This window comes from Clostridiales bacterium (genome assembly GCA_015243575.1).
In the GTDB taxonomy this organism is placed as follows: Bacteria; Bacillota; Clostridia; order Peptostreptococcales; family Anaerovoracaceae; genus Anoxybacterium; species Anoxybacterium hadale.
The window spans coordinates 3,641,765-3,665,973 of the sequence record CP042469.1 but is presented as its reverse complement, the minus strand read 5'-3'; the positions used below and the strand labels follow the sequence as shown (position 1 = coordinate 3,665,973).

Here is a 24,209-nt window from a genome sequence, read left to right as displayed (position 1 = left end):
AATCGGAAAGACCTGCTGAAGGTCAGCAACCTTTCTCAACGATTGGTAAAATCCTATACATAACTATACTGGAAATTTTATACTGTGTAAAGGCTGCAAAAAACCCCCCGCAGATGCAGGGGGCTTTTTAAAGAGTACTTTCATTTAACGACTATTCAGTATACTCCAAAGAAGTATCAATTCCAACCGTATTGGTGGTTCCGTCCCATGTAACACCAATGTTGAAAGCAGCAGCCAGATCTCTCAGCTTGAAATAGTTATTTCCGCCTATGTTATAAGCGGTTAAAGCGATCTCTGTTCCATCTTTATAAATCTTGGAAGTGTTCAGCGTAGCGCTCTTTGCGGTTCCATCTCCTGCAGCCATTTCGCCGCCTACTGCGGTATACGACTTGCTGGAGAGGAGATTGATGGCCTTAACATCTGCGTTATATTCTACATCAAATTGTTTTGCTGTGCCGCTTACGACTTTAGCAATATCTCTCAGCTTAAAATAGTTATTTCCGTCGATATTGTAAGCTTCAAAGGAAGTTGCTGCACTGTTTACCAGCACCTTTGAAGCGGTAGCCTTTGCATCAGCTTTTGTCACAGCAGCAGGAGTTTCTGCCGGTGCGGTAACATCCGGTTTTGTGGTAGCTGCTGGAGTCTGTTCATTTGATGCGGTTCCTTTAACAAGAATCATGATATCAGTGGAGCCTTCTTCCGCAATGAACGTAGAGATTGAGTAATATCCGGGCTCTGTCAGCGTAGCAGTAGCGCCCTTTGAAACAAGCTCCACATCTTGCGTATCAGGATCAACAGTTGATAAATCAACGGTTTTAATAAGATCTCTCATGGCATCTTCGGGATTTGGCACACGGATTTGAGTGATGCCTTTCAAGGTTGTAACTTTTCCGGCAGAAGTGAAGCTTTCCCCTTCTTTTTTCATCTTTTCAGCAGTGAAGCCGTGGGAATCTCTAAGGGTTGTAATAACGCATGGTGCGTCAACTTCAAAAAAGGCATCAAGGTATTCTTCTGTAGCTTTTGCATCCAGTTCTTTTGTAACGTTTGTTACAGAGATGTTATCGAGCGTTACACCCGTATCTTCCCGACCGTTTACATTTACGGTTTTGCCTGCTGCGAAGGCAGAAACAGGAGTAAGCAGAAGCGCTGCTGCCAGTGTAAGTACAAATAATCGTCTACGGTTTACTTTCATTCTCATTAATCTCCTTTTCACGATTCAATAAAAATATTAACCTTTTAAATATACCAAGAAAAGGATAATTTGTAAACGAAAAAGCGAAAATGTACACGCATAATCAAAATTTTCTGGATATATTATGAAATATTTAGAATCTATTCGACAAATAATCAACATAATATAACCCCCGATATAAGCAAATAAAACGAGCTGTATTGGGGGTGTATAATCTATTCTTAAGCTGACTAGTTTCCTTTTATAAAATGCTACTAAATCAAATTTTGACTTCTGCCTCCTGACCGGGTTTTAGTGGGCAATCTTTGGGGAGGAGCAATTTGACTTTGATACTCTTACGGTTTTTATTTGCAGGGGTCTGCATATCTTTTGGGGTATAGTTACTTTTTACATCGATATATTTCACCGTTGCCCTATAGGAAGTACCATTGCTTACCACATCATAAGTCTGATCGTACTCCATGGAATAAAGATCCTCAACAGGCAGATAGAATACAAAATAGTTTTCTCCGTCAGCAGCAAGATCGACAAGATTATATCCAGGGGAGATCATGTCGCCGGGAAGATAACTCTTGCTCATAACCACACCGTTCGACGCTGCTTTTATTGTATATTTATCTAAGTTTTGAAGCATCTCTTCCTGCTGGCTTTCCAGTTTCTCCAGTTCCAGCCGGGTAGACTCTGCCGGAGTTCCGCTGGCGGCATTATCGAGCTGAGCTTTTGCTGACACTACACCATTGGAAGCTGTGTCGGCCGCAACTTTGGACTTCTCCAAAACATCTTTTGTGATTGCGCCCTGCGTAAAAAGCTCCTGAGCATTTTGATAGTCTAGGGTTGCCTTCTGGCTTGCCGATACTGCACTGTTATAATTCGATCGCGCGATAGCTATACTGTTTGAAGCCTTTGAGCCGCTTTGAGATTCCTGCTCGGACAGGGCGATTCGTGTCTGGTCCAAGGTGAGCTGCAGCTGCTTCAGGCTATACTCCAGATCAGTTTTATCAATGATTGCAATGACATCTCCTTTTGCAACATGGGTACCAAGATCAACAGGCAGTTTCACTATTTTACCGGGCACTTCTGAGATGTGGGGAAGAATCGTTGCTTCGACCACGCCGGTAAACTGATTGCTGCCGCTCAGAGATATAGATGCAATTAGAGCGGCAGCCGCCAGAATGACAAGAGGAATTAGTTTTCGTTTGTGATTTATATGTTTCATGATTCCAACCTCCTTTTATATTCTTCGGTAACGCTTCAGCAGTCTGGTATTTGCTGCCATGAAAAGGGTGGTTAGGCCCAAAAGAACCAAAACATCAAGACAAATATCATAAAACCCTCCGCCGCGGATCATTACCTTTTCCAGCGCATCTGCCACATAATAGAGCGGCATAAACTTTCCAACAATGCTCCAGGCCGGGGACAGGTCGAAAAGGCCGGTAAAAAAGACCTGGGGGACCACTACTATGGGGATGAACTGAATCATCTGAAACTCGCTGGAAGCCAGTGTTGAAAGAAGGATCCCCAGCGTGAGTGCTGTCATCGCGGAAAGCAAGGTAACCAGTAGTACCAGCCATAAGGATCCGATCATCATAATGTCCAGAACATAGACGACAAATATTGTTATGATCAGGGATTGAATAACTGTGACTGCGCCAAACCCCAGGACATATCCCGTAACGATTTCCCAGCGTTTAATGGGCGTAGAAAGGAGCTTCTCCAAAGTACCTGTTGTCCGCTCCTGCAAAAAGGAAATCCCAGAGATCAGGAAGGTAAAGAAGAATACGAGAAACCCGATAAGCAGAGAGCCGAAATTGTCAAAAAGGGCCAGATCATCCGAACCATACACGTAGTTGATTTCTGTCTTCAGATCCTTTCGTTCTATGGCAGGGCCCATTCCTTTTTTCGCTGCTTCCATGGCTGCCAGTACTGCATTTGATTTCGTCGAATTGCCGCCGTCGATGTCGATATAAATCTTACCGCTGATCATTTTCACAGAGGCGATGATTCTTTCATCCTTCAGCATCTGTGCCGCTTCCGAATCACTGCAGCGGATGGGGACGATATTATTTTCATAAAGGTGTTCAACATACTGCTGCGGCGCATTAATTACTCCTACAGATAAGTCTGTGGTTGATGAGTCCAAGATGAAATAGATTAGTGTCAGAAGGAGAAGCGGCGCACAGAGAATCAGCGCCAGGGTTCTTTTGTCGTTGCGGAGCTGATTTAGGATACGAAGAACCATAGCCTTAATCCTCATGACCATCACCTCCATAGTAGATAAAAGCTTCCTCTATGCTTTTCGCACCAATTCTGCTCTGAAGCTCCTGAGGCGTGCCCTGGGCGATCAGAATTCCCTGCCGCATCATTGCAAGCTGATGGCATTTTTCAGCCTCATCCATGACATGGGTCGTTACCAATATGGTCACGCCTGCATCAGACATTTTGTAAAGCTCATTCCAGATTTCCTTTCGGAGCAGCGGATCAATCCCTACTGTTGGTTCATCCAAAATCAGAACCTTGGGATGGTGAAGGATGGACATGGCCAGAGAAAGTCTGCGTTTCATACCGCCCGAATATGCAGAAACCGGCTTATAAAGATCATCGGAAAGATTCACAAGTTCCATGACTTCGGGAATCCGTTTCCGATACTGTTCTTTTTTCATACCATAAATAGAAGCAAAAAACTCCAGGTTGTCTGCAGCTGGCAGCATCATATATAAAGCATCGGACTGTGCCATATAGCCGATTTCATTCATCAGTGAAAGCTGGGGCATCGGTTTTCCAAGGACAAAAGTTTCACCGGAGGTTGCTTCGGAAATGCCAGCCATAATTTTGACTGTTGTGGTCTTTCCGCAGCCAGAGGGGCCAAGCAGTCCATAAATGGCTCCATACGGTACGGAAAGATCTACGCTTTTCAAAACCTGTTTTTCCCCGTAAAATTTATTTACTTGATTCATAACGATACAGTTGGTTTCATCCTTCATTATTGAATCCTTTCAATACGAGCAAATAGATAGGAACAAAATATATTCTTGTACACAACAACGTGTTGTTTTATACTCATATTATAATGAGTCATTTCGAGAAAATAAATCAACAATATTGTGATAAATGTCGGGATATTGAAAAATAAATCGGCAGGTATTTCACTGAATTCGGAGGAAATTACGATGAATTATGATTCGCAACGGGTAGCGGAAACGAAAGATCGCATCAAGGAGGCCTTCTTCGATCTCTATGAAACAAAAAAAATAGAGAAGATCAGTATCAAAGAAATTACTGACAGGGCGAATTTAAACAGAGGAACCTTCTACATCTATTATAAGGATATCTATGATTTGCTTGAAAAAGCTGAGGATGAGTTTCTGGAAGAATTGGTAGACAAAATAAAGGGCGTTGCCACAATGATCCTGAGGGGCGGGGATATCCATGCCTTCATGCCGCCGCTATCATTCTATGAAAAGTACGGCAGATATCTGAAGGTATTGCTGGGTAATAACGGTGATCCCAATTTTGTTTATAAGATAAAAAACTTCGTAAAGCAAACGCTTCGAATGCTCATGCTGCAAGAAAATCTGCCTGTAGTTCCTCGAACCGAATACGTGATGGAGTATATGGCATCGGCGCAGATCGGGCTGATTACTTTATGGATTCAAAGAGACATGGAAGTCCCCCTTGAGGAGATGGGAGACTTAATCCGTGAGATTTCGCTACATGGTCCAGTGGGGTATATTATAGGAAGAGATAGTGAGGAATAAGTCTTAACGACGTTCCAGTTCGAGGAGAAAGATCTTTTTGTCCAGCCCGCCTCCGTATCCTACCAACGCACCGTTTGCACCGATGACCCGGTGACAGGGAATAAAGATGGAGATCGGATTTCTGTTGTTTGCCATACCAACCGCACGGCATGCTTTTTCGTTTCCTGCCATCTTAGCGATTTGCTTATAGCTGCGGGTTTCTCCATAGGGGATTTGCAGAAGGGCGTTCCAGACACGCTGCATAAATTCCGTTCCCGCTGGAGCAAGGGGAAGTTCAAATTCTTTACGCTGACCATCAAAATACTCTTTTAGCTGCTTCGCCGCTTCGGTAAGAACGGCAGTTTCCCCATGGGTATATCCTTCAGGAGAAAAGGCCTCATTCTGAAAGAATAAATGTGTAATCTTGTCATCAGATTCCGCAATTCCAATTGGGCCTAATTTTAATTCATAGTAAAATACATTTGCCATATAAATCTCCTTTCCTTTCTCTTGAAGTTCATGATTCTGTTCTTTGGCTATTAAGTCAGAGCTCTGATTTACTGGCTTATCATTCGTGATTGGGATTTATACGTTCTATTGGGGGACAGGGCATTTTCCATCATAAATTACCTCACGGTAGCCAGTCGGATCCGTATCACCTTCGGTGCTGACCAACAGGATTACCGAATGCTGATCAATGCCCATCTGGGTTCGCATCCCCGCTAGTTCACTCCGCTCCATGAGGAGGGACAATAAACCCAATCCTACCGCGCCCGATTCACCGGAAATAATCTTTGGGTCCTTCCCCAACGGATTTGCCAGTGTACGCATTCCTTTTGCCGTTACAAAATCAGGACAGGCAGCAAAGAAAGAGGACCAATCTCTCAGGATGTGCCAGGTTGTGAGGCAGGGATCTCCGCAATTAAGGCCTGCCATAATGGTCTCCTGGATTCCTGCAACTGCATGAGGGTTGCCATCGGCAGCCAGCGCAGATTCCATCACACAGGCCACGTTGACCGGTTCTACAATGGTGGTTATGGGAGGTTTGCCATCGAATCGGCAGGCGTAATATCCCAATATTCCTCCAGCGAAGGAACCCACACCGGACTGAAGAAACAGATGGCTTGGTTTCTGTATGCCTTCCAACCCGAGCTGCTCCAGCATCTCTGCGCCCATTGTGGTATAGCCCTGGGTAATCCAAGAGGGAATTTCCTCATATCCTTCCCAGGCAGTATCCTGTACCAGCGTCCAGCCGCAGTCCTCAGCGCGTTTTGCAGCCAGCTTTACGGTATCGTCATAATTGACTTCGGTGACGATGACTTCTTCCGCCCCCGCTGCATAGACCGCATCTACACGGCTTTGCGCCGTTCCTTTCGTCATGTAGATATAGGATTTACAGCCATATCGGGAAGCGGCCCAGGCAATGCCCCTTCCATGATTCCCGTCGGTAGCTGTAATGAAAACCATATTGCTGATTTTCTGCTTGACATCAGGAGTCTGAAGCTGCGGAAAGGTAACCTGCTTGATATCCAGATCCAGCTCTCTGCAGATTACGCGGGTTACCGCATATAAGCCGCCCAGGCTTTTAAATGCATTCAGGCCGAACCGTTTGGATTCATCCTTTATGTAAATTTTCCCTACACCCAGATGGCTGGCCAGTGCGTCAAGGCATACGAGGGGCGTAGACCGATAATCGGGCACCGTCTCATGAAACCGGCGGATATGGGAAACGTTCGCTTCCGAAAGAAAGTCAGGAAAGTTCGTGTCACAGCACTGTTCGTTTGCAAGGAGCCGGATGCCCAGCTTTGATTCGGTGATATCCATCTTTATTCTCCTTTTTAAATATTATTCTGAACATAACTTTTGTCGAAGGTTATCACAACATAATAGGTCTTATCCAGCAGCTGAAGCTGTTCCTGAACATAATCCTTGATATAATTCTCTGCCAGCTTACATTCCGGAGAGATGACGATATCAAATATGATGTTGCTGTGGGTATATCCTGCCACGACTCTCAGGTCATGATAGCCAATGACACCGTCCAGATCGGCAAGGATGCCGCCAATTCTCGCATTGAGATCCTTCGTTAGAGGGTCTTGGGTTTCCAATGGATCCATGTGAACTACAAGATGAAGTTTCAAATCGTGGCTGATGGTTCGCTCAATATTATCAATGACATCGTGGCTATGAATCAAATCGCCATAGGCATCTACTTCCACATGAACAGAGGCAAAAATCCGCCCGGGGCCGTAATCGTGGACGACCAGATCGTGGATTCCGAGTACCCCTTCGTGTGAACAGATTCGTTCCTCGATTTCATGAACCAATTCGGGATCCGGCGCTTTTCCCAGCAATGGACTGGAAGTTTCTCTGATTAGCTGGATTCCGGAATAGATGATAAAAAGAGCCACAATACAACCCATATAGCCGTCCAGCTGAAGGCCTGTGATTTTTCCGGTTAGGATGCTAAGCAGTACGGCACTGGTGGCAATCACATCATTTCTGCTGTCAGTGGCGGTGGCTTTTAAGGTGGTTGAATGAATCTCTTCTCCGATTACTGCGTTAAAGCGAGTTTGCCATATCTTGATACCGATGGCCATAACCAGTACCAGAACTATGATGGGGCTGAACTGAAGCGTATCCGGGTTCAGCACTTTATCAAAGGAGGTAGTAAAGAGTTTCCCTCCAAGCAGAATAATCAAAAGGGAGATTGCCATTCCGGTGAGATATTCAAATCGGGCATGTCCATAAGGGTGTTCCTTGTCGCTTGGCAGGGAAGCGAGCTTAAAGCCCACCAGTGTAATGATCGAGGAAGAAGTATCCGCCAAATTGTTTACCCCATCGGCTATGATGGCGATGCTGCCGACAAGGCTGCCAATAGCGATTTTTGATGCACAAAGAAACAGATTGGTAAATACGCCCACAAGGCCTGCAAGGCGGCCATAGCTTTCCCGTACTTTTGGGTCCTTACTATTTTCATAATCTTTTACAAAGGTTCTGATTAATATTTTTCTCATCTCGGCTCCCGTTTCTTTTCAGATATTGCGTTCTTGCTATTATATGCCAATTTTACCTGTTTGTAAACATGGAACGGTTGAATTGGAATGGATAGAGCGCCCTGGGAGTTCTTAACTGAAAAAATAAATTACCTATTAGAAAACGGGGTACAAATATGGTAGAATATTGGGAAGAATAGGAGATAGATGATGAAATATGACACAGTACTTTTTGACCTGGACGGCACTCTACTAAATACCCTTGATGATCTGTATGAAAGCGTTAACGCCATCATGAAGCAGGAGGGGTATGCGCTTCGAACGATGGAAGAAATCAGGGGATTTATCGGTGACGGTGCAAAGATGCTGATCACAAGATCCCTTCCAGAATCCTCTCCAGAGGAAGAGGTCTCCCGCTGTATTGAATTGTTTCGCAGCCATTACGTTACGAATATGAACAACAGTACCAGCCCTTACGAAGGAATCATGGAGTTACTGAAAGAACTGAAGAAGCAAGACTTTAAAATAGGCGTTGTTTCCAACAAGCCGGATGAAGCGACAAGAGAAATGTGCCGGATGTTCTTTGATGGCATCGTTGATGCGGCCACAGGGGACAACCATGAGCGAAAGAAAAAGCCAGCACCGGATAATGTTTTTGAAGTCATGAGACAGCTTGGTGCTCTGCCCGAAAAAACCCTGTATGTGGGCGATTCCGATACCGATATTATCACAGCTCGAAATGCCGGATTAAAAAGTGTCGGCGTAACTTGGGGCTTTCGTGCAAAAGAACTTTTAATTGCAGAAGGGGCAGATTATATCGTGGATCAGCCTGGTCAGATTTTAGCCTTGCTGATGAAATCTGTGTAAAAAATTGAAAAGAGGGCAATAAAATTTAGGGATGCAGATTAAAAATCGTAGAGCATTATTTAGAGATCAAGGTTTTATATGTTAAAGAATATGAACAGAAAACGGAAGGAGAGGCGGATAAAATGAACGATCGGGACAAGCGATATGCAGTATTGATCGATGCGGATAATGTATCTGACAAATACATTAAATTTATATTAGACGAGATATCCAATGATGGAATTGCCACATATAAGAGAATATACGGGGACTGGACCAAGCCGACTTTTGCATCATGGAAGAGTGTGCTCCTTGAGCATTCTATTACCCCGATCCAGCAGTATGGATACACTACGGGGAAAAATGCAACAGACTCAGCGATGATCATTGATGCCATGGATATTCTATACTCCGGAAATGTGGAAGGGTTCTGTATTGTCTCCAGCGACAGCGACTTTACACGTCTTGCGTCAAGACTTCGGGAATCGGGAATGGACGTTGTTGGTATGGGTGAAAGCAAGACGCCAAAGGCTTTTATCTCCGCTTGCAACAAATTTAAATATCTGGATCTGCTTGCTATGGCGGACAAGCCTGCGGAGGCTCCGGCCCAGATCCGCAAGGAAGAGCCGGATGAAGACAAGATGACCAATTTTGAAACCATCAAGAAAGCAATTATCACCATTGCTCAGGAGAATTCTGATGAAGATGAATGGATTTTCATCGGCGATATCGGAAATAAGCTCCAGAAGAGATATCCTGACTTTGATGTGAGAAATTTTGGCTTTAATAAGTTTACGCCTTTTATAAAGTCCTTGGATTTATTTGATATCAAATCGGAACGGATCAATGGGTCCAACAACAAATTAATTTATGTACGTGAAAAATAGTCTGCTTTTGTTAGTCATCATCGCATGTTAGTCAGCATCTCCTAAACGTTCGTTGTATGCCATTTCCACGGCTTTTGCCAACTGATCGGGACATGATGTTGATTTTCCATCACAGCGAATGCCCCCAAGCTTTTCTTTGATTTCTTCGACGGTCATGCCCGCTGCCAGCTTGGCAATACCCTGGGCATTTCCGTTACAGCCTCTGATGAACTTGATTTCCTTAACAATATTTCCTTCCAGCTCCAATTCGATATGGGAGGAGCAGGTTCCCTTTGTTTTAAACGTATAGGTCATATGGTTCTGCCTTTCTGTCAGCATCGTAGGTTCAGTAAAGAGCGATTTAATTACTGAACGGTCGGTGCTATTTTTATCTGTCAATAAAACTGGTATAATAGGATCGGATGACAAATTTCCCTGCTTCAGGAGTATTGGACTTTGTCAGCCAATGCTGGTATCATAACATAAATACTGTGAAATGAAAAGGAACCGAAGAGCAAATGAAAGAGGATGCAATTCTGCTTGCCGGCATTGAGGACAAAATCAATCAATGCCAGGAGTATTATATAACAACCCACACAACATTTTTAGATATGAGGCAACGAACGCTGGCAGAAGGGATCTGCAGGAGATATCCAGGGCTTCAGTATGCGTTTTACGGCGGTTATGTCGATGCCGAGCGCACTGCAGCGGTCTTCCTTCCGGATTATGCAACCCTTGAGGATGCAAACCCTCTCGCACTGCTTCGGATTCACCAGGACGGCCGCAGACCCCTTTCTCATAGAGACTATCTTGGGGCATTGACCGGATTGGGTATTAAGCGGGAAATCATCGGCGATATTCTTGTGCGGGAGGACGGTGCCGATATCGTGATCCTAAAAGATATGTCCGAATTTCTTCTTTATCATTTTGATAAGGCCGGACGGACTTCCCTCCGGGGAGAAGTGATTGATACGTCGCAGATTATCGTACCAGAGGGAAGCTTTGAGGAAAAAAGGGACACCGTGGCGTCTCTGCGGCTTGACAACTTAATCTCATCGGGATTTTCGCTTTCAAGGGGCAGGGCCATGGAGGCAATTTCCGCAGGTTTGGTGTATGTGAACGGCCTCCAGACGGAAAAAGCAGATCGTCAAATGAAAGAAGGTGACAGACTCGTGCTTCGGGGCAAAGGAAAAATCCTGCTCCAAGCAATAGGAGGTGTCACCAGAAAAGATCGTATCTCTATTGTTCTCAAAAAATATCTGTAGTGTGATGGGTATTTCTAACGTTCATTATTCAGCTGTATAGCGCTTAAAACTACGGCGGCCGCACCAACGCAAACAGTAACGATGCTTAAAATGAAACTTGCCTTTGCGATACCTTTCATGTAGACACCTCCTTCTATTTTGTGCTCCTGTTTTTCTTTTGTACAGTATACCACATTTTGGACAGGAAAACACCGCGAAGGAAAAAATAAGGTCAGGGAGGATTTGTTTTGAAAAGTAAAGAACAATCTAAGAAAGAAAATTCGGATGAGAGACCAGAAAAGACCAGCCCGCAGGCGGGACTCGAAGCCTTGGTCTTATTTTCTCAGCTGGGGCTTACTATGGCAATTCCCATTCTTTTGGGAGCAATAGGAGGGCACTGGCTGGATGAAAAATTCGGAACAAAAGTGGTTTTTTTGATTCTCCTTGTCTGCCTTGGTATCGTCGGAGGAATCGCCGGCGCTTACAGACAGATTACCGCAGTAACTAAGAAAAAAAGTAAGTAAAATGTAATAAGTGTTGATTACAGCGGCTGATCACAGCGCTGCTGCCATCCATAGCTATTCACATTTAACTCGATTTCTACCGCCCTGTTTTGCAATGTAAAGCAGATCATCCGCTTTTTTAAGAAGCTGCATTGCAGTTTCGTCCTGCAGCTGGGAGACGCCAATGCTGACGGTTACCGGCATCTGTTCGGTATAGGAATATCGGTAGACCTCTCTTCGAATTTCTTCACCAATAGTACATGCATCGCTGAGCTCTGTGTCCGGTAGAATAATGATAAACTCTTCTCCGCCGAATCTGCCTACATAGCCCCGGCAGCCCACATTTTTGCGCATGATATCGGAGACTGTTCTTATGATGTAGTCTCCATATAAATGACCGTGCGTGTCATTTATTTTTTTGAAGTGATCAATATCCAGCATCATAATAGATAGCATGCCTGCTTCAGGATTCTGACGATGTTTATTGATCTCCGCGGTAAGAAGCTCCAGAGAATGCTGATGGTTGTAAAGATTGGTTAAACTGTCTCGTATGGTTCTTTCATGCAGCTCGGCATTGATTGCTCGAAGCTCATATTCCTTCCGGATATCCCGCACGATAAGCAGGACTCCCAGGAACTCGTTTAAAGCCTGATCGTTGATAGGAACACTCATAATGTGAACCGGTATGGTCTCGCCGCTCCTGGTGCAGATCTGAACGTCTTCATACTCATTTTCCTGCCTCAGAGTTTCCAGTGTAACTCTATCCCGATCCTCCTCACGAAAAAGGATGGAGATTTGTTTCCCCAAAAGTTCTGATTCCTCAAAGCCTAATAGCTTCAGAACATGCTTTGAGACCTGTATGAATTCTCCTTTGTCATTCAGAAGAATGACAAGCTCTATAATTTTGTTTTCGACTTCATCTAAAATAATATTTCCTGTGATACGCATCAGTTTATATTTCGTAATTACAAGGTAAGTGCCCAAGACCATGAAAACCGCATAAATCTGTCCCATGAGCGGAAGTCCTTTGAATCCAAAGAAGGGAAGGATTGTTTGGGTTAGCAGGTTGAGAGAAAAAGGAATTAAGCCAGATAAAACAAGAATCCGGGCCTGTTTCTTTACTCTTAAACTATCAGAGCGATTGCCCCAGCGTGCCAGAAGATAGATGCAGAGTGCGGTGTAGACAAAGTTGTAGATAAAATCTCCTATATAAAAAATTCCGGAAATCAGAGGCGGCGTATCCATTTCGGGACCGAACAAAAAGAGTGCCATAAGGAGAAAGATTGCGCTTGGAAGAAATAGAAAAAAAATGATATATCTACTAGAAAAACGATTTTCCGTGAGAAGCAGTACCAAATAAAGTGTGAATGCGCTGAAGCTGCACCAGCCAAATGCAGCGACCTTATTCCAAAGAGAAAAATCTCGGGGAGTATCTGCTAGATAAGCAAAGGAATAAGCGAAGGACCAGATCGCATAGGCGATACAAAGAGCGAAAAACACTTTATTAATAATTGAGTTACGGTTTTTTAGCAACGCAAAAACACCTATATGCAAATATGCATATACAGCCACAAGGGACAGTGCAGAAAGCAAATTATTCAATTCCATGTAGTGACTCCATCATAGTCCAAGTTTTCAGGGAAACGAGATGCTTTCCTATTTTATCACGATTGAGCAGCATTGTGGACAAATATTTGCAAGTTTTTACATGATATGATAGAGCAGGGGCAGAAGAAACGGAACTGCAAAGGTAAGAATCGTGCCGGTAATCAGAGCAACGAGGCCGACTTCTGTTCCCACTAGCTTTGTGACCGGAACCAGCATGGTATCCATGTTTCCGGCAGCACCTCCGGCAATCGAGCTTCCTTTGCTGATTTTGATGAGAAGCGGCAGCAGGAGTACAGTAAAAAACTCTCGCATAACATTTACGACGAAACCGTAGGTACCAGCTTCGATTCCGTAAACCTGCGTCATATAAGCGCCAGTAATGCTGTAATAGCTCATTCCGGTGGCAGACATCACTGTGATCTGAAGAGGGAGGCCAAGAAGTAAACCGGAAAGAAAACCAGCAGATACACTTCCTGCAAAGATGGCTACCGAAAGATAGATCACACGAAAACCCAGCAGTTTTATATAGCGGAAGACCTTGCGATTGGCTCCAAGGCTGATTCCTACACTGGTATAAAGCACCACAAGAGAACCGGTAAGAAGATAGCCCAGAACAAAATCCAAGCTTGAAGGGAATAGATAGTACCCCAGGACAACTCCGGTAAGGATGCTCAGGGGAATGAGCCAAAGGAGGGGAGAACCAGTTTCAGAAGGTTCCGATTCGTGAAGAGCAGGGCCTATTTCTGAAGTAGTTTCGCTGTTAAGACGCTGGATAAATGCATCCAGCGGAAGCAGTGTCTTTTCCGTCAGAAGGGTAAACAAAACACTGATTCCAATCGCGGACAATGAAATGATAACGCAGTTGAATCCAATTCGCGGCAAATTCAGCATGACGGAATCATTGATTCCGATGTTGAGTCCTATGGTCACCATGAGAATCACCAGCGCCGCATTGATCAACCTGTCGATTTGTTTCATGATCCTCTCTGATAAATTCCGCAGACCAAAAAAAAGCCCTATGGTAAGACATAAAAAAGGAATCCAGATCATTTTAGCCCAACCTCCATATAAATATTATCCCTAAAATAGCATTTAACAGTAGGGTGGTGCAAGGGCAGCAGAGTGAAATGGCATTATTCTGCGGGAAATGTCATGCTGGTGCGAGAGAAGTCTCGATAAACCTCCATGATTTTAGGCAGATAGGTGCTGCTGATCAGGCAAGGTTCCTGGGCAGATGGAAATGACGCGTTCCAGATTCTGCGCTCTGCTTTTTCGATTCCCTTCAGCTGACGGATATTTAGAGCAAAGCTTTTATGACAGCGAAGAAAATAATCGTCACTTATCATAAAAATGATATCCTTTAGCCCTTTGTTCAGAACCTCATAGCATCCCGACAGCGTGATAATTCTACAGTTTTTATTTTGCACCTCTGCAAATAGAATTTCCTGAACAACAAGGAGTGTTTCTCCTTTGCTGTGCTTGATTTGAACCGCTCGCTCTGCACTGTTTCGCTTTCCTTGATTGCTGATGATCTGTTCCAGATATAATCCAAGCTTGCTTTGGACATCGATTCGGGTAATGGGAAGGGAAATGTAGTGGTGTTTTTTATAGCTTTGATAGGTGGTCATTTCGGAAAAACCAGCCAGACTGGGACTTGAATTCGTAACAAATAGAATGGGGGTATCCCGATAGCGGTGATCCTTTCTGATGAACTCCGCAAGCCGGTATCCGCTTTGATCCCGCAGTTTGATGCTGACGATAAACAAATCGATGGGTTCTATTCTGCTTTCGATGACCCGCTGAGCCTCTATGCCGGAACGGGCACAGATGACGCAGGTCGTTAATTCCGTACCGCCGATGATACTGGCGGAAATCCGTTCATTATCCGCGATATGATCTCCGGCAATTAATATTGTTATCATGCTTCGCCTCAATGTAGATATGAAATCAAGTGATATCTTACTTTGTCAACCTATGTTATTGTAACATAACCAGAGTGAAGGTTGCAAAGAAAGCCCGGGTGCTTTAGACGAAATGAATGCCGCAAAGGGATTCTTGATAATCCCTTTGCGGCATTCTAATGATAAGATTTATATTACAGGAATTGGTTGAACCACACGCCCGAAATAAGGAGCTATTCTAAGTTGTGTGCGTCAATTTCTGATGCTCTGCAATGCATCCACAAGTCCTCTTCCCTGATCCGTCTCGGCCAAATTTGGCAGAGGTCTTGATTTTCTCATAAGCCGAGTTTTCACCTCATCAGGAGAGAGGGTTTTATCAGCTTCGAGCATCAACGCTATGATACCGGCACAGAGTGGCGTTGCCATAGAAGTTCCAGACAAAGAGAGATACTCTTTTTGAACACGAGCTTTGCCATACTTCTTATCCAGAGTAGAGTTTGGGGCACGCAGAGAGATAATATTGGTTCCGGGACACATTACATCCGGTTTGACCAGGTTGTCAACGGTAGGTCCCCTACTCGAATAATCCGCTACGGTATATTCTCCTGGGTTCATTGTGTTGTCGTCATTAATCGCCCCTACGGTGATGACCATGGGATCAATCCCTGGAGATGCAATTGTGCCTTGTGCAGGCCCGTCGTTTCCTGCAGCGACGCAAACGACGATTCCTTTCTGCCATGCATTTTCAACCGCTTGACAAAGCGCATCCTCCTGATAAGATTGAACCGCTTCGGAGCCGAGAGAAAGATTGATGATACGAATCCCATACCTATTTTTATTACTAATACACCACTGGATCCCCTGTATGACAGTTGAGAGACTTCCTCCGCCGCTTTTGTCAAGCACTTTAACTCCAATCAGGTTCGCGTCCGGAGCGGTACCCTTATATAGAAAACGGGACAGGCTGCCGCTTGATGCGATACAACCCGCGATATGGGTTCCATGGCCATTATCATCATAGGGAGTGGTTTTATTTCCGATGAAATCTTGGAACGCAGTAAGTCTTCCCGCAAGATCAGGATGCGGATAAATTCCTGTATCCAGCACTGCGACGCCAATCCCCTTGCCCGTAGTGCCAAGGCTCCATACAGCAGGTGCTTTGGTGACAGGTGTAGCCACATCAAGGACCGATCGAACAGGCCTGTCAAACCAAACTTTGCTTGTCTTTGAATTGTTAACAATCGTTTCCAGGTTTTTTGCATTGACCTTTACGGTGAAGGAATTAATCAGCGGCAGTTTTCCCTTGATTTTGCAGCCCCCATACTTCGATAAACTGTCAACTTTAGTTAGATAGTCTTCGTGAGAGCCTACCTGAACGATGACAGGCACCTTGCGAAGCGCTTTTCGCGAGCTTACTGCATACGCTTGAAGAATGCCGGGGGCATAGTGAACCGGACGATACCAGTCCAGTGCAAGCTGTGTCAGATCAGGACTTAATTTATGATTATTGGAATGAATCCAATCTTGTTCTTGTTTGCTCATAATAGAAACCTCCCGACAGCCCCAGCCATGCATTCCTGTAAACTGAGGCCATCTGATTCATACTATTCAGAGGCATCGACCGTTGACAAAGTAATGGATGGAGAGGACAAAAACAAAATAATCCGTGTACAGATTGTGTCGAATGTTGTAGAATTAGATAAATATGGTTCATTTTAAAGCCGGTATCGTCAACAATAGAAGGCGAGAAATATAGGACAGAAAGGGAAGAATTTAATGAAAAGAACTTTAAAAACACTGCTGACCGCAGTACTGATTTTAACATTGGTACTATCAGGGTCATTAACTGCATTTGCGGCAGATAACAATGCTATTAAGGTGCAGTACAATGGAAAAAGCCTGGATTTTTCAGGAGCTGTCAAAAATGTCGATGGGAGGATTGTGGTACCATTTCGTCTGATTCTTCAGGCGATGGGAGCAGAAGTGTCTTACGATACAGCTTCAAAAACAGTCTCTGCCATAACACCGCACAATGAGTTTTCATTTGTAGTTGGTAAAAAAGATATCACGATTAAGGAAAATGGAGTCACCGTAACCAAAACCATGGATGTGGTTCCTTTTATCGATAAGGCAGAAAGCGCAACTTATGTTCCGGTCCGCTTTATTGGGGAGAGCATGGGGTATTCTGTGAGTTGGGATGCCGCGAGCAAGACCGTAATCATCATTGATCCGGAAACGGTCTTTGGAACTGCTGACGAGGATTTCAGCGTGCTGAAGAAATTGCTTTCCTCTGATCTTGATATGGAAAAAGCATACCAGACGACAGGTGATTTTGACATGAACATCGCTGTAGCTGATGGCGGAGCAGGGATTCCGATGAATGTGTCGGCAAAAGGCTCTATGAGCGGAGTTCAGCAGAGGATGGACGCTGACATGCTCGTAAAGTATGCGTTTAATTTTGATCAGATGTTTTCCAATCTTTCTGCCGAAGAAAAGGCAATGACTGAGGAAATACTCAAAGCTTACAAAAACACGGAGATGAAGCTCAAGCTTAACGGCGAAACAGGGGAGACCTACATGCAGTCCAACTTGTTTTCGGTTATGAATCCCGCTGCCGGAGAGAACACCTGGTATAAGATGAATGTTTATGATACGTACGACCAGATGGGAATTGATTTAAAGGCGATGTCAGAGCTCGGATATGGCGAGATGGATCTTTCTAAAGTATTGGCTTCTTATCTGAAGGTTCTGCCTGGTGCAGATACAGATACCTATCAAGAAATGAAAATGTCCTATGCGTTCCTAAAGAATTTGGTGGGAGATGATGCATTCAAAAAGCAGACTTCCGGAAGTACAAATACATACACTGTTAAGGTTGACAAAGCAGCTATCATCGCTGCGGCTGCAAAGACGGCACTTGCAGAGGGAATCACAAAGGAGTATGTAAATGAGCTGATTGAAAACGAACTCTCTGGAGGAACTTTTACCGCAAACATTGTGATCAAGGATACAGCAGGTAAGCTCAGTTCTTATGAGTGCAGCGGCACCGTCAACGCAGATGGACTAAAGGGCAGCTTCAGTATGGCAGGAAATCAGAAAACAGCAAAAGCTAAACTCAGCTTTGATATGGGAAAACTGATGAAGATGGATATCAGCTATCAGACCAAAGTATCTGAAACCGCTCAGAAGCCGAATATTGCGCTTCCTGAAAACGCAGATGTGGTGGAGTTTCCGCCAACAATGGTTCCCTAAGGGAAATCGATGCCAAATGGGACTCTGAGTGAAAACAATGGGTTAACCAGGAATGGAATCTCACAAAATATGAATCAATACAAAATCCGGCGGGTGCTCCTGCCGGATTTTTTTAACTAATCGGATACATTGTTTCCGACTAGTTAAAATTGGGAAGGCGAAATTTTTCTCCAGTCGAAAATTTTCTGAAGATGAGTTATAATAAGACATATCTTACCGGAAATGGAGTGGAGCGACAGTGAATAAGAAAAACTACCTGGTTCTCATGTTTCTCGTATTGCTGCCTATCGTAGCCATAACGATGATCATCTATCTCAATATCAACAGTGCGCTGCATTCTCTTGACAGCAGCGGCGGCATCGTAGTACCCAAAAACAATCCTGAATACCACTTCGCTATGGTTTGTGAAAATATGGATGATCCATTTTGGCTTTCTGTGAAAAAAGGGGTAGAACGGGCTTCACAGGAATTCAATGTGGCTGTAGAGTTCAACTGGCCAGGCGAGATGAATGCCGATGAGCAGGCAAAATGTCTGGACATGGCCATCGTCTCAAAGGTGGACGGGATCGTAACCTATACCTGGGATGAAACTGAGACGGGAAGGCTCATTGATAAAGCTGTGGAACGAGAGATTCCGGTGGTTACCATCAGTACTGATTCCAAAGACAGTAAACGATCTGCCTTTGTAGGAGTCAATACGTACGCAGCAGGGATCGATATGGGCAGAATGTTGCTCTCGGCACTTTTCAATGATGGGAATGCTGTCATTTTGGTCAGCGACAACGGCTCCGGGGCCACTGTGGTGCAAAATCTGCTGGTTACGGGAATCATGGATGCGGTCAAATCTTCACCCTTGGTCGATGTGGAGACCATTCAATATAATTACGCAAACTTCCTTAGCCTTGAGGATACCATACAGAGCGTTCTGATCAACCAGCCTAATCTGGATGCCATCATCTGCACCAATGCAAAAGATACTACCCTTGTCGCTCAACGGCTCATTGATCTGAATAAGATAAACTACAGCATCATCGGCTACGGTGATACCCCGGAAATTCTGCGGTACATCGATAATGGCGTCATCTTCGGCACCGTTTCTGCCAGCCATGAACAGATGGGCTATGATGCGATAAAAGCGCTGGTCGATTTAAAAAAAAGCGGAAGAACTTCGGCTTATTTCACCGTGGATACCCGTTTAATTACAAAATCCAATGTTTCGAAGTTTTTGGAGAAGGACGATGAAAAAGGATCGGAATAGACTGCATTTATGGCATCGGAACAGTCTGAAAAAACGACTGATTCTTTATTTCATGGCAATCATCATCATTATGAGTGCTCTGAATATTTTTCCCTATTACACCATATCTGTTCTCATGAGCAGAATGAGCTCCACCTTCGAGTTGAACGTGCAGCTCAATCATCTGAACAATACGCTGGAGCAGCTCAACTACGCATATGAAAACTATCTGGAAACAAAGCATTCAAAGAGTCTGGATGATTACTACCGGTATTCCTATGATCTGTGGGAGGAGGTAAACGCCATCCAGATTGACAATAGCGGCATTGATAACGCTTTGGTCATGAAGGACATCCGCAATATGGTCTCCAGCTATCTGGATGAAATGGACGAGGCGGTTAAGGCTAGAAGATCAAGGATGGTAGATGATTACCTTTATCATCACAACGAAAGCACAAAAATCCATCAATATATAGTAGAATACATCCAAAAACTGAATAACACGCTATTCTTTCAGAATACAGACCGCTATACTTCCATCCGAAAGAGCATCCGTCTTGTAGAGACTCTAAATATCGGCGTGTTGTTTTCCATCTTTATCCTGAGCATCGTACTGATCCTTTGGTTTACCTACCGGATTACCAAGCCTATTTTTGAACTCTCTCGTGCAGCGGATGAAATTACCCACGGAAATTTCGACGTGCCCAGTGTGAAAGTGGATACTGACGATGAGATCGGAATTATGGCGGAGGCCTTCAACCGGATGACTGCAAGCATCCGTCAGTATATCCATGAAATTAATGAAAAGGTAGAGCTGGAACGAAAGCTGCAGGAAAAGGAAATGGAAAATCTGATCATGAAAACAAACCTTCGGGAAGCAGAGCTTCATGCGCTTCAATCTCAGATCAATCCTCATTTTCTGTTTAACACATTAAACGCCGGTGCCCAGCTTGCCATGATGGAGGGAGCTGACAGAGCCTGTTCTTTTATTGAAAATGCTGCGGAACTGTTTCGATATAATATGAGAAATCTGGATAAGCCTGTTACCATTGGTGATGAAATCCGAAACGTCGAAAATTATATGCACCTTTTAAATGAGCGGTTTGCGGACAAAATAGAATTTATACTGGAGAAGGATGACAGTGTACTTGAGCGAAAAATTCCCTGCATGATTCTTCAGCCCATTGTGGAAAATGCCTTTATCCACGGAATCGGTGATGTGGAATACCTGGGCGTTATTGGAGTGTCTGTAAGAGAGCAGGAGGGTGATGCGGTGATTTCCATCCGGGACAACGGCAAGGGCATGAGCGCCAAGCGGATCACGCAGATCTTGGGCGGTGATACAAACGAACGAAATGAGGCGGGAGGCGGTCATGAGGGGCATACCAATGGAATCGGCCTGAACAATATCATAAACCGGCTTAAGATTTTTTACTCCCTAGAAACGGTTCTGGATATCTACAGCGAACCGGGGCAGGGTACGGAGGTAGTCCTTCATATTCCCCAAGAACCAGCGTGGTTTTAGCCGCTGATGGTTCATTTACCTGGAAAGGAGCATATATGTTCAAAATAATGATTGCTGATGATGAAAAGGTTGCCATCGATTCTCTGAAGTTCATCATTGAGAAGAGCTTCGATGATGTTGAGCTAACCGCAGCAAGGTCGGGAAGGGAAGCCATTGAACTGGTGGAAGCACATTTGCCCGATATCCTGTTTATGGATATTCGCATGCCGGGAATCAACGGAATCGAAGCCATCCGGGAAATTAGGAAGCGGCATAAGCAGATCGCAATCATTGTTCTTACTGCATTTGATCAGTTTGAATTTGCCAAGGAAGCGGTAAACCTAGGCGTTATGGAATATCTCCTTAAACCGGTAAACAGAGTGAAGGTCGTCGAAGTGATCAATAAGGCAATGGACCAGATCAGAGTGGATAAGGAAAAATGGCAAATTGAGCTTGAGATGAAGGAAAAATTGGAATTTATCGGGCCCATACTGGAAAGCGGTTTTGTGTACTCGATCCTTTCCTACGATGACAATACCAATGAAATTGCAAACTATAAACGAATCCTTGAGATAGAGGAGGACGGCGGGTATCTTCTTACCGTGGAATTTGTAGATGAAGAGACCGGCGGATACGGTGACAATAAAATCGGATACAATGTGCAGAGTCAACAATTCTATCCGATCGTTACAGAAACCCTGAAAGGTCTATGCCGATGTGTCATCGGACCTGCGATTTTAAACAGAATTCCTGTGATTGTGCCCTCAGGCTCTGAAGAGGACGAGTATAGCGGAAGACAAGAAGCCATCGCCTTGGCAGAAAACGTAATTCATAAACTATTGGAAAGACTGAACTGTGGATTAAAGATCGGCATCGGAAAACGATATCGGCGGTTTGATATGTTGGCCGCATCCTATGAGGAATCCTTGAAAGCATTGCGCTATCTTCAAGGTACGGGTGTCATGCACTATATGGACATTACCGCACGCACCGCGGCTGTCGATACCGAATATCCAGAATATAAGGAAAAATTGCTGCTGCAGAAGGTTGCTGTCGGCGATGAGGCAGAAAGCGTCAAGGCGTTTCTCTGTATCTTTGATTGGCTTGTGAGAGAGTACAGTGATCAGCCGCTTCGGATTAAAAACAAGCTTCTGGAAATCGTATTTCTTGTCAGCCACTTGTCCTGGGAATATGAGCCGGGAGGAGGGAGCGGTGGTGTGGATCTGCTGGAGGATATGCTTTCCATCAGCGATTTAGGCGAACTTCGGATCTGGTGCAGAAAACGGGTGGAGAGCGTCATTGCGCAGATTAATTCCTACAGAGATTATAAAGCCGGAGGCCTTACAAAGAGGGCGAAGGAATATATTAAATCAAACTATAGCAAATCGATTACGCTGGAAGACGTTGCAAGAGAAATCAATGTTAGCCCTCAGTATTTAAGCAAGCTGTTTAAAGAGGAGACCGGAGAGAACTTTATCGACTATCTCACCTCCATCAGAATCAGAATTGCAAAAAGTCTGCTTGAAGGTGATGATCTTAGCATTAAGGAAATCTGCTATAGCATTGGCTACAGTGACCCCAACTATTTTAGCAGGATCTTCAAAAAGATTGTCGGGGCTACCCCGACAGAATACAAAGAGGGCCATATGGGTAACTAAGGAGGAGATCAAATGAGTAAAGGGAGAAACTCACAGCAGGCAGTGCAAGCCGTTCTGTGGAGACTCATGCTGCTGGCAGCAGTCCTTCTCAGCGTTGCAATGCTATGGGGCTGCGGAAAGTCACCGGAAAAGGAGGCAGACACGAAGACCTCTGATGAAGACAAAATTGTCATCGGATTTTCGATGGATACCTTGGTACATGAAAGATGGCTCAGAGATAGAGATATCTTTGTGGCTAAGGCTAAGGAACTTGGTGCAGAAGTCATTCTTCAGATCGCCTACAGTGACAGTCAGGAACAAGAGAAACAAGTGCAGTATCTTCTGGATCAAGGGATTGACGTCCTGGTTCTTGTTCCGCATGACGCGGTTTCTGCTGCAGGAATGGTGAAAAAGGCCAAGGACAAAGGCGTTAAAGTAATTTCCTATGACCGGCTTGTGAAGAATGCCAACGTGGATCTTTACCTTTCTTTTGACAATACTAAGGTCGGTGAACTGATGGGAGAAGCCGCCATTGCAAAGCGGCCGCAGGGAAACTATCTGCTGCTCAACGGCTCGGAATCGGATAATAATTCAGCTATGTTTCGGGAAGGCTACATGAGCCTGCTGGATCAAGGGATTCAGGAGGGGTCTATCAAAATAGTGGGAGAAACCTGGATCAAGGATTGGCTTTATGAGAATGCACTGGCTTACATGGAGGATGTGATGGATCAAAATCCTCAGATTGATGCTATCATAGCAGGAAATGATACCCTTGCAGGGGCTGCGGTTCACGTTCTGACGGAAAAGCGACTTGCGGGCAAGGTCATTGTGGTGGGACATGACGCAGATTTAGACGGCTGTCAGAGGGTGGTTGAAGGAACCCAGTCGGCTACCGTCTACAAGCCCATTGATATTGAAGCCACCAAAGGCGCGGAATTTGCAGTTGCTATGGCCAGAGGCCGTATGGTTAAAGCGAATGACACCATCAATGACGGTCGATTCGATGTACCCTATTATAAAATAGAGCCTCTTTTGGTTACAAAGGATAATATGATGTCAACCATTATCAAGGATAAGTTCCACAGCATGGAGGATGTTTACATGAATGTGCCAAAGGACGACTGGCCGACGAAATGAAGCACCACGAAATGAAGCGCTGCCACGAAATGAAGCACTTGAATTCCGATGTGTTATTTAATATAATCAGTTGAGAGAATCAGGCCGGATTTCTACAGTTGTAGTAATCGTTACAGCAAAATTAAAAGGAGGGTGCTGACATGGAGCAGTACAGTCAAGACCATGATGATGCGGAACGGATCAAAGAATCACCCCGTCGCGAAAAAATTGACAGCACATTGGTATGCAGAAAGCATGAGATTTTCAATGTAGTTGAGACGATAGCAAATGAAAAAATACTTGACGTTATGTCGAGAATGGAGCTGTGTACCTGTGAACAATGTATCTGTGATGTATTGGCATTGGCCCTCAATATGCTTCCGCCAAAGTACGTAACTTCCCACGCGGGAAAACAGTATATTCAGTTGGAAGCATACAAAAAACAGCTGGAAACTGATGTTGCTTTCGCACTTATGAAAGCTTGCATGACCGTAAAGGAAGCACCAAATCACGTGAATGAAACGGATAAATCAGAATAAAACGACTCAGGATAAGATGAAACCGCTGAACCGT

The 24,209-nt window shown here is 44.5% G+C and carries 23 protein-coding genes; 11 read left to right on the top strand and 12 right to left on the bottom strand.

Annotated features, from left to right (window positions below):
- Positions 1-151: 151 nt before the first annotated feature.
- The 4 genes from FRZ06_16145 to FRZ06_16130 form a co-directional block, all read right to left on the bottom strand.
- Positions 152-1,192, bottom strand: a complete 1,041-nt coding sequence (locus tag FRZ06_16145; GenBank protein ID QOX64767.1) for a hypothetical protein — start codon at positions 1,190-1,192, stop codon at positions 152-154.
- A gap of 259 nt (positions 1,193-1,451) precedes the next feature.
- Positions 1,452-2,408 carry a biotin/lipoyl-binding protein gene (locus FRZ06_16140; GenBank protein ID QOX64766.1) on the bottom strand — a complete coding sequence of 319 codons (957 nt, stop codon included), beginning with the start codon at positions 2,406-2,408 and terminating at the stop codon, positions 1,452-1,454.
- Positions 2,409-2,423: 15 nt separating this feature from the next.
- Positions 2,424-3,446 carry an ABC transporter permease gene (locus FRZ06_16135; GenBank protein QOX64765.1) on the bottom strand — a complete coding sequence of 341 codons (1,023 nt, stop codon included), beginning with the start codon at positions 3,444-3,446 and terminating at the stop codon, positions 2,424-2,426.
- Positions 3,436-4,173 (bottom strand): ABC transporter ATP-binding protein, encoded by a 738-nt coding sequence (locus FRZ06_16130; GenBank protein ID QOX64764.1) that lies wholly within the window; start codon positions 4,171-4,173, stop codon positions 3,436-3,438. The genes FRZ06_16135 and FRZ06_16130 overlap by 11 nt, the downstream gene beginning before the upstream one ends.
- Positions 4,174-4,359: 186 nt before the next feature.
- Between FRZ06_16130 and FRZ06_16125 the strand changes: the two genes are divergently transcribed.
- Entirely contained in the window at positions 4,360-4,947 is a 588-nt protein-coding gene (locus tag FRZ06_16125) for a TetR/AcrR family transcriptional regulator (GenBank protein ID QOX64763.1), read from the top strand.
- Between the two features lie 3 nt (positions 4,948-4,950).
- Here the strand turns inward: FRZ06_16125 and FRZ06_16120 are convergent, their stop codons facing one another.
- From FRZ06_16120 to FRZ06_16110, 3 genes are all read right to left on the bottom strand, one after another.
- Positions 4,951-5,415: a methylated-DNA--[protein]-cysteine S-methyltransferase gene (locus FRZ06_16120; GenBank protein QOX64762.1), complete on the bottom strand. Its 465-nt coding sequence runs from the start codon at positions 5,413-5,415 to the stop codon at positions 4,951-4,953.
- A 105-nt stretch (positions 5,416-5,520) separates the two neighbouring features.
- The gene (gene dpaL / locus FRZ06_16115; GenBank protein QOX64761.1) at positions 5,521-6,750 is read right to left on the bottom strand and encodes a diaminopropionate ammonia-lyase; all 1,230 of its coding nucleotides are present in this window, start codon (positions 6,748-6,750) and stop codon (positions 5,521-5,523) included.
- Positions 6,751-6,764: 14 nt separating this feature from the next.
- Positions 6,765-7,943, bottom strand: coding sequence for a cation transporter (locus tag FRZ06_16110; GenBank protein ID QOX64760.1), 1,179 nt, complete (start codon positions 7,941-7,943; stop codon positions 6,765-6,767).
- A 186-nt stretch (positions 7,944-8,129) separates the two neighbouring features.
- Here FRZ06_16110 and FRZ06_16105 point away from each other — a divergent pair, with 186 nt between their 5' ends.
- On the top strand, positions 8,130-8,789 hold the full coding sequence (locus FRZ06_16105; GenBank protein ID QOX64759.1) for an HAD family hydrolase: 660 nt from the start codon (positions 8,130-8,132) through the stop codon (positions 8,787-8,789).
- A 122-nt stretch (positions 8,790-8,911) separates the two neighbouring features.
- Positions 8,912-9,655 (top strand): NYN domain-containing protein, encoded by a 744-nt coding sequence (locus FRZ06_16100; protein QOX64758.1) that lies wholly within the window; start codon positions 8,912-8,914, stop codon positions 9,653-9,655.
- 27 nt (positions 9,656-9,682) lie between these two features.
- Here FRZ06_16100 and FRZ06_16095 read toward each other — a convergent pair whose 3' ends face one another.
- The gene (locus FRZ06_16095; protein QOX64757.1) at positions 9,683-9,949 is read right to left on the bottom strand and encodes a TIGR03905 family TSCPD domain-containing protein; all 267 of its coding nucleotides are present in this window, start codon (positions 9,947-9,949) and stop codon (positions 9,683-9,685) included.
- Positions 9,950-10,152: 203 nt separating this feature from the next.
- On the opposite strand from FRZ06_16095, the gene FRZ06_16090 reads away from it, so the two are divergent.
- Positions 10,153-10,899: an RNA-binding protein gene (locus tag FRZ06_16090; GenBank protein ID QOX64756.1), complete on the top strand. Its 747-nt coding sequence runs from the start codon at positions 10,153-10,155 to the stop codon at positions 10,897-10,899.
- Between the two features lie 227 nt (positions 10,900-11,126).
- Positions 11,127-11,402 carry an AtpZ/AtpI family protein gene (locus FRZ06_16085; protein ID QOX64755.1) on the top strand — a complete coding sequence of 92 codons (276 nt, stop codon included), beginning with the start codon at positions 11,127-11,129 and terminating at the stop codon, positions 11,400-11,402.
- A 54-nt stretch (positions 11,403-11,456) separates the two neighbouring features.
- Here FRZ06_16085 and FRZ06_16080 read toward each other — a convergent pair whose 3' ends face one another.
- The 4 genes from FRZ06_16080 to FRZ06_16065 form a co-directional block, all read right to left on the bottom strand.
- Positions 11,457-12,989: a diguanylate cyclase gene (locus tag FRZ06_16080; protein ID QOX64754.1), complete on the bottom strand. Its 1,533-nt coding sequence runs from the start codon at positions 12,987-12,989 to the stop codon at positions 11,457-11,459.
- 96 nt (positions 12,990-13,085) lie between these two features.
- A complete protein-coding gene (locus FRZ06_16075; GenBank protein QOX64753.1) occupies positions 13,086-14,039 on the bottom strand; it encodes a lysine exporter LysO family protein in 954 nt (317 codons plus the stop codon).
- An 83-nt stretch (positions 14,040-14,122) separates the two neighbouring features.
- A complete protein-coding gene (locus FRZ06_16070) occupies positions 14,123-14,911 on the bottom strand; it encodes a hypothetical protein (GenBank protein ID QOX64752.1) in 789 nt (262 codons plus the stop codon).
- 231 nt (positions 14,912-15,142) lie between these two features.
- Positions 15,143-16,432 (bottom strand): S8 family peptidase, encoded by a 1,290-nt coding sequence (locus tag FRZ06_16065; protein ID QOX64751.1) that lies wholly within the window; start codon positions 16,430-16,432, stop codon positions 15,143-15,145.
- 234 nt (positions 16,433-16,666) lie between these two features.
- Here FRZ06_16065 and FRZ06_16060 point away from each other — a divergent pair, with 234 nt between their 5' ends.
- From FRZ06_16060 to FRZ06_16035, 6 genes are all read left to right on the top strand, one after another.
- Positions 16,667-18,142: a copper amine oxidase N-terminal domain-containing protein gene (locus tag FRZ06_16060; GenBank protein ID QOX64750.1), complete on the top strand. Its 1,476-nt coding sequence runs from the start codon at positions 16,667-16,669 to the stop codon at positions 18,140-18,142.
- Between the two features lie 238 nt (positions 18,143-18,380).
- Complete coding sequence (locus FRZ06_16055) at positions 18,381-19,400, top strand: sugar ABC transporter substrate-binding protein (GenBank protein QOX64749.1); 1,020 nt, start codon at positions 18,381-18,383, stop codon at positions 19,398-19,400.
- On the top strand, positions 19,354-20,904 hold the full coding sequence (locus tag FRZ06_16050; GenBank protein ID QOX64748.1) for a sensor histidine kinase: 1,551 nt from the start codon (positions 19,354-19,356) through the stop codon (positions 20,902-20,904). The genes FRZ06_16055 and FRZ06_16050 overlap by 47 nt, the downstream gene beginning before the upstream one ends.
- Before the next feature lie 35 nt (positions 20,905-20,939).
- Positions 20,940-22,541: a response regulator gene (locus tag FRZ06_16045; protein ID QOX64747.1), complete on the top strand. Its 1,602-nt coding sequence runs from the start codon at positions 20,940-20,942 to the stop codon at positions 22,539-22,541.
- Between the two features lie 66 nt (positions 22,542-22,607).
- Positions 22,608-23,657 (top strand): sugar ABC transporter substrate-binding protein, encoded by a 1,050-nt coding sequence (locus FRZ06_16040; protein QOX65974.1) that lies wholly within the window; start codon positions 22,608-22,610, stop codon positions 23,655-23,657.
- A 140-nt stretch (positions 23,658-23,797) separates the two neighbouring features.
- Complete coding sequence (locus FRZ06_16035) at positions 23,798-24,175, top strand: competence protein ComFB (protein QOX64746.1); 378 nt, start codon at positions 23,798-23,800, stop codon at positions 24,173-24,175.
- Positions 24,176-24,209: the final 34 nt, after the last annotated feature.

Excerpts from the sequence above, each read along its gene's own strand:
- FRZ06_16135 (QOX64765.1), bottom strand. The coding sequence starts at position 3,446 with ATGAGGATTAAGGCTATGGTTCTTCGTATCCTAAATCAGCTCCGCAAC.
- FRZ06_16110 (QOX64760.1), bottom strand. The coding sequence starts at position 7,943 with ATGAGAAAAATATTAATCAGAACCTTTGTAAAAGATTATGAAAATAGT.
- FRZ06_16100 (QOX64758.1), top strand. The coding sequence starts at position 8,912 with ATGAACGATCGGGACAAGCGATATGCAGTATTGATCGATGCGGATAAT.
- FRZ06_16090 (QOX64756.1), top strand. The coding sequence starts at position 10,153 with ATGAAAGAGGATGCAATTCTGCTTGCCGGCATTGAGGACAAAATCAAT.
- FRZ06_16105 (QOX64759.1), top strand. The coding sequence starts at position 8,130 with ATGATGAAATATGACACAGTACTTTTTGACCTGGACGGCACTCTACTA.
- FRZ06_16145 (QOX64767.1), bottom strand. The coding sequence starts at position 1,192 with ATGAAAGTAAACCGTAGACGATTATTTGTACTTACACTGGCAGCAGCG.
- FRZ06_16035 (QOX64746.1), top strand. The coding sequence starts at position 23,798 with ATGGAGCAGTACAGTCAAGACCATGATGATGCGGAACGGATCAAAGAA.
- FRZ06_16075 (QOX64753.1), bottom strand. The coding sequence starts at position 14,039 with ATGATCTGGATTCCTTTTTTATGTCTTACCATAGGGCTTTTTTTTGGT.
- FRZ06_16120 (QOX64762.1), bottom strand. The coding sequence starts at position 5,415 with ATGGCAAATGTATTTTACTATGAATTAAAATTAGGCCCAATTGGAATT.
- FRZ06_16050 (QOX64748.1), top strand. The coding sequence starts at position 19,354 with ATGTTTCGAAGTTTTTGGAGAAGGACGATGAAAAAGGATCGGAATAGA.
- dpaL (QOX64761.1), bottom strand. The coding sequence starts at position 6,750 with ATGGATATCACCGAATCAAAGCTGGGCATCCGGCTCCTTGCAAACGAA.
- FRZ06_16140 (QOX64766.1), bottom strand. The coding sequence starts at position 2,408 with ATGAAACATATAAATCACAAACGAAAACTAATTCCTCTTGTCATTCTG.
- FRZ06_16095 (QOX64757.1), bottom strand. The coding sequence starts at position 9,949 with ATGACCTATACGTTTAAAACAAAGGGAACCTGCTCCTCCCATATCGAA.
- FRZ06_16040 (QOX65974.1), top strand. The coding sequence starts at position 22,608 with ATGCTGCTGGCAGCAGTCCTTCTCAGCGTTGCAATGCTATGGGGCTGC.
- FRZ06_16060 (QOX64750.1), top strand. The coding sequence starts at position 16,667 with ATGAAAAGAACTTTAAAAACACTGCTGACCGCAGTACTGATTTTAACA.
- FRZ06_16065 (QOX64751.1), bottom strand. The coding sequence starts at position 16,432 with ATGAGCAAACAAGAACAAGATTGGATTCATTCCAATAATCATAAATTA.
- FRZ06_16070 (QOX64752.1), bottom strand. The coding sequence starts at position 14,911 with ATGATAACAATATTAATTGCCGGAGATCATATCGCGGATAATGAACGG.
- FRZ06_16045 (QOX64747.1), top strand. The coding sequence starts at position 20,940 with ATGTTCAAAATAATGATTGCTGATGATGAAAAGGTTGCCATCGATTCT.
- FRZ06_16130 (QOX64764.1), bottom strand. The coding sequence starts at position 4,173 with ATGAAGGATGAAACCAACTGTATCGTTATGAATCAAGTAAATAAATTT.
- FRZ06_16080 (QOX64754.1), bottom strand. The coding sequence starts at position 12,989 with ATGGAATTGAATAATTTGCTTTCTGCACTGTCCCTTGTGGCTGTATAT.
- FRZ06_16125 (QOX64763.1), top strand. The coding sequence starts at position 4,360 with ATGAATTATGATTCGCAACGGGTAGCGGAAACGAAAGATCGCATCAAG.